The sequence below is a fragment of the Defluviitoga sp. genome (genome assembly GCF_035349255.1).
GTDB lineage: Bacteria > Thermotogota > Thermotogae > Petrotogales > Petrotogaceae > Defluviitoga.
This window is the reverse complement of the sequence record NZ_DAOPSE010000064.1, coordinates 1-4671: the sequence shown is the minus strand read 5'-3', so window position 1 is coordinate 4671 and position 4671 is coordinate 1. Positions and strand designations below refer to the sequence as shown.

Here is a 4671-nt window from a genome sequence, read left to right as displayed (position 1 = left end):
ATCGTATCCAAAATATAAAAGCAGACACTGAAATGAGAGAAAATATAGTAAAGCCTCCTCATGACAATAAAAAAGACTAATTATTTGTTTAACTGATCTTCCTGAAAAATATGTAGGCAATAAGTACGAATAATTAAAAAACTGGATTTCCTCAATAACTATCAGACTATTAAGCTTTTAAAAGTTTATTAATTCTAATGAAGATCTGTTATAATAGGACAATTAATTAAAAAACATTTTCAAATAAAAATATCTTTTAAATGCTTGCGTGAATAATTAATGTGTGTAATTATTCTGTCTTTATCCATTTTTGCGTGACTATTGTTTTATAGTTTTCTTTTAAAGCAATAAAATAAACTCCAGCAGGTAAATCGTGTGTATTTATAGTTATTTTGTTTAATTGATTTAGTTCTTTCATTAACTCTAACTTACCATTGCTGTCATAAATTTCTATAGTTAGATTGTTTGAAAAACTATTTACAAATTCTACAGTTAATTCACTTTTTGATGGATTAGGATAAATATTTATTTGGGGTTTAATGATTACTTCGTCTATGCCAACAACATGACATAAACCATTATAAAGAGGATGGCTATTGATGAAGTTTGGAATATTGTCTTTATAATGGCACAATAAATAAGGTCCGAGTACGCCAGCCATTCCATTATGATACATCAACCCAATATTAGTACCAACACCTTCAATCATGACAAATTTTTCTCCACTTGTCCATGCAGGAGTATAGTTTAATCGTAGATGTTTTTTACCATTCGAAAAATAAATGCTATCAACAATATATCCATTAAAAGAATTACCTAATGAGAGTGATAAATCATAGACCTGATAATGGGTTGTATCATCTATTTTACGATATGATAACTTTCCTAACAAGGTGTCTTCTTTTATTAGATATGTCTCTAATTCAGAAGTTTCTCTATAGTATTTTACTTTTTTATATATGATTGATGAAATAGTAGTATCAGAAATGTACACAATACTATCATTAACAGGACCAAACAACTGGTCTGTCTTAACATTCCAAAAAGTTTGCGAACTGCCAAAAACAGACTGATACTGAGCAACAGCAAAATTGTTATAGCAAATTGCAACAAAAATGAGTATTAATAAATGTAAATTTTTCATAATTAAAAATTTAAAATAAATTTATTGAACAATTAAAGATTTTTATTTTCATTTTTGTGTTTTATTAGTTTGTACTTTTTGTTTATGTCTCATTTTTCGAATGTTTATCAATTAAAAAGTATATTATGTCAAGATTCACAAGATTATTTAAAATAACTTATGGGCATCTCAAAAAATTGTTTTTTCTTATTAGTCCGATGCAAATATATACAATTAACTACAAAAAGCTAAAATATTTAAATCAATTTTTTATTAATTGTTTTATGTATTTATCTAAATAACTATGGTAGTACAAATGTAATAGGTATTACATAAAAAAATCTCACTGGTATGCCTTTTTGTTTTGCAGGTATCCAATTAGGCATTTTTGTTATTACTCTTACAGCCTCTTCATCACATCCACCACCTATTCCTCTAACAACTTTAACATCACTAATACTTCCATCTTTTTCAACAACAAATTGTACATAAACAGTACCTGATATTTTATTTTTAATAGCTTCTCTGGGATATTTTATATTTTCATGTATAAATTTTGATAAAGCATCATCTCCGCCAGGAAATTGTGCCGGCTCTTCTACTATTGAGAATATAGGTTCAGTATCAGTAGTGTCTATATTCTGAGCATAATCATTAATTGAAATTGTTAATAAAATTAATATTGCAAATAAAAACTTCTTCATAATTTTTTTTGTAAAAATAATATAATTTTTTAATAATTAAAAATGGCTTTATAACGAATAGTGTGGGTTATAAAATTTGTTTTGCAGCTAACGGTCTACAGCTATGTTGCGTCCGGGTTTTCAATGCTGTGAATTTTCAGTTACTCACAAATGGTAATTTTAGTAATTCAGGTCAGAGTTGTTCTGAACCTCCACATTAAATATAGATGCTATTACCAATTGGCCATTGTTTTCAAGTGAAAAGAAATCATTCTCTTGAGAGTTTCTCCAAAATTTCATTTAGTTCCTTATAAATATCGTTGTCATTATGATATTTAGGGAATCTTACATAATGAAATTGAACTGGGAAATCATAATACCTAATACCAACTAAATTTCTTGCTTTAGTCCCAACACAAACAACTAATTTAGGTTTAAATAATTTAATTTCTTCGCATATAAGGTTCCTGTTTTTTTTTATCATTTTCGAATCTAACGGAGTCTGAGATATAGCTTCTTTTTATAATTTCACTATCTATACGAAGGCGATTTTTAATGTTTAAAAAATTTGCTTTAGTCCACCATTTAGTTTCACCCAAAAATTTATTAATAATTGTATCATCTTCTGTTAGCCATAAATGTGATAAAACAGTGATGCTTATTTTGTCTTTTTCTTGGCGACTGCCCTCAAAATAGAACATAAAATCAATCTGCTCGTTGTAAATTGCTTTTTCTCCGATAAAAGGGAGGTCTATATTAATTGCCTCAGCTCTATCAATTTTATTAAGGTTGTTCTCATCAAATTGTTCAATATATTTATTATAAAAGATTCGTAAATAAGGAAAATCATCCAAGTATTCTATTATATTATTTTCTTTTTTAACTTGGTCAAAAACAGTTTTTGAAAAAAGACCAAATTTGTTATGAATTTCACCCAAACTAATTGCTAATTTTTCTATTTTTTCAAGTCTTTCTACGGTAATATTTTTCATGCTTTTCATGATTTTATTATTAATCCCTTTATTGTTCAAATAAAAGTTGAATTGTAATCGTATTAAAATTATGTTTATGGTTTACAGTATGTCCTCACACTGTTGACTAATATTATATTTATACAATAAATATAAAACATTCTTATAAACAATTTTTTTACAAATTTAATACTTTTTTATAATAGGACGTAACTTGGTATTAAATCCAGATAATATGGAATTCAAAGATGCAATAAAGAAAGTTTTTTAATAAAAAAAATCATTGTTGTCCGATAAAAAGAAAGAAAACAGTACTATGCTGAATAATAACTTTGTGGAATAATAGAGAAAATTTAGTTTAATTTGCAGCCGATTCGTATTCGCTAACTAATAAATCTATCAGTTCTTTTACTGTAATAATTTTATCAGTTTTATAAACATTTGCACCTGCAAAAGCAAAACCATGATTAAATCTTCCGTTTTTGGCATTAATTAAGGCATTTGCAATACAGTAAGGAGCAGTTTTATAATCACAAGTTATTATACAATGATAGGGACATTTAAAAGGTTTTTTAAGTCCGTTTTTAACATCTATTAAAAATTTATTTTCAATTGCACGGCCCGGCATACCCACGGGACTGTTAATAATTTCGATATTATTTTCTTTGGAATCAAGATAAATCTGTTTAAATTCATCTGAAGCATCACATTCAACCGTTGTAACGAATCGCGTTCCCATTTGAACACCTGAAGCTCCCATATTTATAAAACGATAAATATCTTCGCCTGTGTAAATTCCCCCTGCAGCTATAACCGGTATTTTTCTTCCTGACTCTTCTTCAAAAGGTTTTATTGATGATAAAACATCAGGAATTATATTCTCTAAAGCAAAATCATCTAGGAAAAGCTGTTCTTTTTTAAAACCCAAGTGACCACCAGCCATTGGTCCTTCGACAACAATGGCATCGGGAATGTAGTTATAATTAGTTAACCATTTTCTAATAATTATAGAAGCCGCTTTTCCCGATGATACAATGGGAACAAGCTTAGGCTTATGGTCGGCGTTAATTAAATATTTGGGAAGGTTTAATGGTAATCCGGCGCCAGAAAAGATAATATCAATTTTTTCTTTAATAGATGTTTTTACCAGTTCGGCATAATTTGAAAGAACGACCATGATATTTACACCCAATATTCCTGAAGTCATACTTCTGGCTTTCTTTAATTCTTTTGATAAAGCCCTATTATTTGCTTCAACATAATTATTATAAAAATCAGGTTCATTCTCACCAATGCAAGCCGTAGCTATGACACCTATTCCACCCTGATTTGAAACAGCATAAGCTAAATTGCTTAACGATATACCGACACCCATTCCTCCCTGAATAATCGGTATCGTTGCAACCAAATTTCCAATTACTAGATTCGGTAATTTACGCATATTTTTGTTTCATATTAATAAATTAGATTTTAATATCTTTTTCGATTAAAATCATCTCTTTCTGTTTTTGGTTTAGCAATATTCACTGTGATTTTTTTTCCATCTAATTCAGCACCATTTAATCCGCGAATAGCATTTTCTGCTTCTTCGTCGTTTAACATTTCAACAAAGCCAAAGCCTCTTGATTTTCCTGTATAATGATCCATAATTACTTTTGCTGAAGACACGTTGCCGTATTCTTCAAAAATTTCTTTTAAGTCATCATTTCCTACTTTTGTAGTCAGGTTTCCAATAAAAATATTCTTCATAATAAAGTATATAAGATTTATAATTGCGAGTGTGAAAAATTGAAGAAGGATAGCACTATTAATTAATAGAAATGAAAAATTATAATACTAAACGACTTGAATTTTATTAAACTCAATAACTTTGCAAAGATACAACTAATATTTC

The 4671-nt window shown here is 28.2% G+C and carries 5 protein-coding genes; all 5 read right to left on the bottom strand.

Annotation, left to right across the window (positions count from 1 at the left end; translation table 11 throughout):
* Window positions 1–289: 289 nt before the first annotated feature.
* The 5 genes from PKN74_RS07930 to PKN74_RS07910 all read right to left on the bottom strand — a co-directional run bounded on the left by PKN74_RS07930 (window position 290) and on the right by PKN74_RS07910 (window position 4526).
* Entirely contained in the window at window positions 290–1144 is an 855-nt protein-coding gene (locus PKN74_RS07930; RefSeq protein WP_472310270.1) for a T9SS type A sorting domain-containing protein, read from the bottom strand.
* Between the two features lie 281 nt (window positions 1145–1425).
* Window positions 1426–1827, bottom strand: coding sequence for an energy transducer TonB (locus PKN74_RS07925; protein ID WP_472310268.1), 402 nt, complete (start codon window positions 1825–1827; stop codon window positions 1426–1428).
* Between the two features lie 422 nt (window positions 1828–2249).
* Window positions 2250–2807, bottom strand: coding sequence for a hypothetical protein (locus PKN74_RS07920; protein ID WP_472310266.1), 558 nt, complete (start codon window positions 2805–2807; stop codon window positions 2250–2252).
* 328 nt (window positions 2808–3135) lie between these two features.
* Window positions 3136–4218 (bottom strand): NAD(P)H-dependent flavin oxidoreductase, encoded by a 1083-nt coding sequence (locus PKN74_RS07915; RefSeq protein WP_472310264.1) that lies wholly within the window; start codon window positions 4216–4218, stop codon window positions 3136–3138.
* Window positions 4219–4247: 29 nt separating this feature from the next.
* Window positions 4248–4526 (bottom strand): RNA recognition motif domain-containing protein, encoded by a 279-nt coding sequence (locus tag PKN74_RS07910; protein WP_472310263.1) that lies wholly within the window; start codon window positions 4524–4526, stop codon window positions 4248–4250.
* Between the last annotated feature and the right edge of the window lie 145 nt (window positions 4527–4671).

Bases quoted from the DNA above. Each gene is read 5' to 3' on its own strand.
- PKN74_RS07930 (WP_472310270.1), bottom strand. From the start codon at position 1,144: ATGAAAAATTTACATTTATTAATACTCATTTTTGTTGCAATTTGCTAT.
- PKN74_RS07925 (WP_472310268.1), bottom strand. From the start codon at position 1,827: ATGAAGAAGTTTTTATTTGCAATATTAATTTTATTAACAATTTCAATT.
- PKN74_RS07920 (WP_472310266.1), bottom strand. From the start codon at position 2,807: ATGAAAAGCATGAAAAATATTACCGTAGAAAGACTTGAAAAAATAGAA.
- PKN74_RS07915 (WP_472310264.1), bottom strand. From the start codon at position 4,218: ATGCGTAAATTACCGAATCTAGTAATTGGAAATTTGGTTGCAACGATA.
- PKN74_RS07910 (WP_472310263.1), bottom strand. From the start codon at position 4,526: ATGAAGAATATTTTTATTGGAAACCTGACTACAAAAGTAGGAAATGAT.